The 2,453-nt window shown below is 69.1% G+C and carries 2 protein-coding genes; both read left to right on the top strand.

What is annotated here, in order from left to right; genetic code table 11:
• Positions 1-143 precede the first annotated feature (143 nt).
• Positions 144-1,496: an NADH-quinone oxidoreductase subunit NuoF gene (gene nuoF / locus H5J26_RS30265; RefSeq protein WP_181769151.1), complete on the top strand. Its 1,353-nt coding sequence runs from the start codon at positions 144-146 to the stop codon at positions 1,494-1,496.
• A partial coding sequence (locus tag H5J26_RS30260; protein ID WP_181769150.1) for a 2Fe-2S iron-sulfur cluster-binding protein occupies positions 1,493-2,453 on the top strand: 961 nt, incomplete at its 3' end. The genes nuoF and H5J26_RS30260, both read left to right, overlap by 4 nt.

Here is a 2,453-nt window from a genome sequence, read left to right as displayed (position 1 = left end):
GAGCAGCCTGTGCCGCTCCCGGGCGAAGAGGCCCCGGCGAGCCACCCCAGTTCGCATGACATGCCGCAGTCGACGGCTGCGTCCGACCCGGCCAACCCGTCCGGCCGTCCCGCGAACCCGGGGCCGGGAGAGGAGAGCGAGTGATGGCGACGGAATCACCGGAGAAACTGCTCTCACCGGTCCTCTCCGCGTACTGGGACGAGCCCGACGCGTGGACCCTGGAGACCTACAAGCGCCGCCACGACGGATACGCCGGGCTGGCCAAGGCCCTTGCCATGCCGCCGGACGACGTCATCGCGTACGTGAAGGACGCGGGGCTGCGCGGCCGTGGCGGTGCGGGCTTCCCCACCGGCATGAAGTGGCAGTTCATCCCGCAGGGAGACGACAAGCCGCACTACCTCGTCGTCAACGCGGACGAGTCGGAGCCGGGGACCTGCAAGGACATCCCGCTGCTCTTCGCGAACCCGCACTCCCTGATCGAGGGCATCGTGATCGCCTGCCACGCGATCCGCTCGTCCCACGCCTTCATCTATCTGCGCGGCGAGGTCGTACCGGTGCTGCGGCGCCTGCACCTGGCCGTACGTGAGGCCTACGAGGCCGGCATCCTCGGCAAGGACGCGCTCGGCGAGGGCAAGCACCTGGAGCTGACGGTGCACGCCGGCGCCGGCGCCTACATCTGCGGCGAGGAGACGGCGCTGCTCGACTCCCTGGAAGGGCGGCGGGGGCAGCCCCGGCTGCGGCCCCCCTTCCCGGCCGTCGCAGGTCTCTACGCGTGCCCGACCGTCGTGAACAACGTCGAGTCCATCGCCTCGGTCCCCGCCCTGATGAACAGGGGCAAGGAATGGTTCCGTTCGATGGGCAGCGAGAAGTCCCCGGGCTTCACGCTCTACTCGCTCAGCGGCCACGTCGCCAACCCCGGCCAGTACGAGGCCCCTCTGGGCATCACGCTGCGGCAGCTGCTGGAGATGAGCGGCGGCATGCGTCCGGGGCACCGGCTGAAGTTCTGGACGCCGGGCGGCTCTTCGACGCCGATGCTCACCGAGGAGCACCTCGACGTGCCCCTGGACTACGAGGGCGTCGGCGCCGCGGGCTCCATGCTCGGCACGAAGGCGCTGCAGTGCTTCGACGAGACGACCTGTGTCGTACGGGCCGTGACCCGCTGGACCGAGTTCTACGCACACGAGTCCTGCGGGAAGTGCACGCCCTGCCGCGAAGGCACGTACTGGCTCGTGCAGTTGCTGCGTGACTTCGAGTCCGGCAAGGCCACGAAGGCCGACATCGACAAGATCGACGACATCGCCGACAACATCAACGGCAAGTCCTTCTGCGCCCTCGGTGACGGTGCCGCGTCCCCGATCTTCTCCTCGCTGCAGTACTTCCGTGAGGAGTACGAGCAGCACCTCGACGGACGCGGGTGCCCCTTCGACCCCGCCAAGTCGACCATCTGGGCCGACGACGCCCGCGAGACGACAGCTCACCCGGAGGTGAACGCGTGACAGTCACCACAGACGCAAAGACCTCCTCCGGGGGCGAGGGCAAGCCGCCGGAGGACCTGGTGTCCCTCACCATCGACGGTGCCGAGATCTCCGTGCCCAAGGGCACCCTGGTCATCCGCGCCGCCGAGCAGCTCGGGATCGAGATCCCGCGCTTCTGCGACCACCCTCTGCTCGACCCCGTCGGCGCCTGCCGCCAGTGCATCGTCGAGGTCGAGGGCCAGCGCAAGCCGATGGCGTCCTGCACCATCACGTGCACGGACGGCATGGTGGTCAAGACCCAGCTCTCCTCGCCCGTCGCCGAGAAGGCGCAGCGCGGTGTGATGGAGCTGCTGCTCATCAACCACCCGCTGGACTGCCCCGTCTGCGACAAGGGCGGCGAGTGCCCGCTGCAGAACCAGGCCATGTCGACGGGTTCGGCCGACACCCGGTTCGAGGGCGCGAAGCGCACCTTCGCCAAGCCTGTTCCGATCTCCGAGCAGGTGCTGCTGGACCGCGAGCGTTGCGTGCTGTGCGCGCGCTGCACCCGCTTCTCCAACCAGATCGCCGGCGACCCGATGATCGAGTTGCTGGAGCGCGGTGCGTTGCAGCAGGTCGGTACGGGCGAGGGTGACCCCTTCCAGTCGTACTTCTCCGGCAACACCATCCAGATCTGCCCGGTGGGAGCGCTCACCTCGGCGGCGTACCGCTTCCGTTCGCGCCCCTTCGACCTGGTCTCCTCGCCGTCCGTCTGCGAGCACTGCTCCGGCGGCTGCGCCACTCGTACGGACCACCGGCGCGGCAAGGTCATGCGGCGGCTGGCCGCGAACGACCCCGAGGTCAACGAGGAGTGGATCTGCGACAAGGGGCGCTTCGCGTTCCGCTACGCGCAGCGTCCCGACCGTCTCACCACCCCCCTGGTGCGTGTCGTTGATGTGGACCATGCCGGTCTCTATGCGGTGGGCGATGCGCAGGCCGCGT

It is taken from the genome of Streptomyces albidus (ex Kaewkla and Franco 2022) (assembly GCF_013870515.1).
Classification (GTDB): Bacteria; Actinomycetota; Actinomycetes; order Streptomycetales; family Streptomycetaceae; genus Streptomyces; species Streptomyces albidus.
This window is presented reverse-complemented; position numbering and strand designations above follow the sequence as displayed.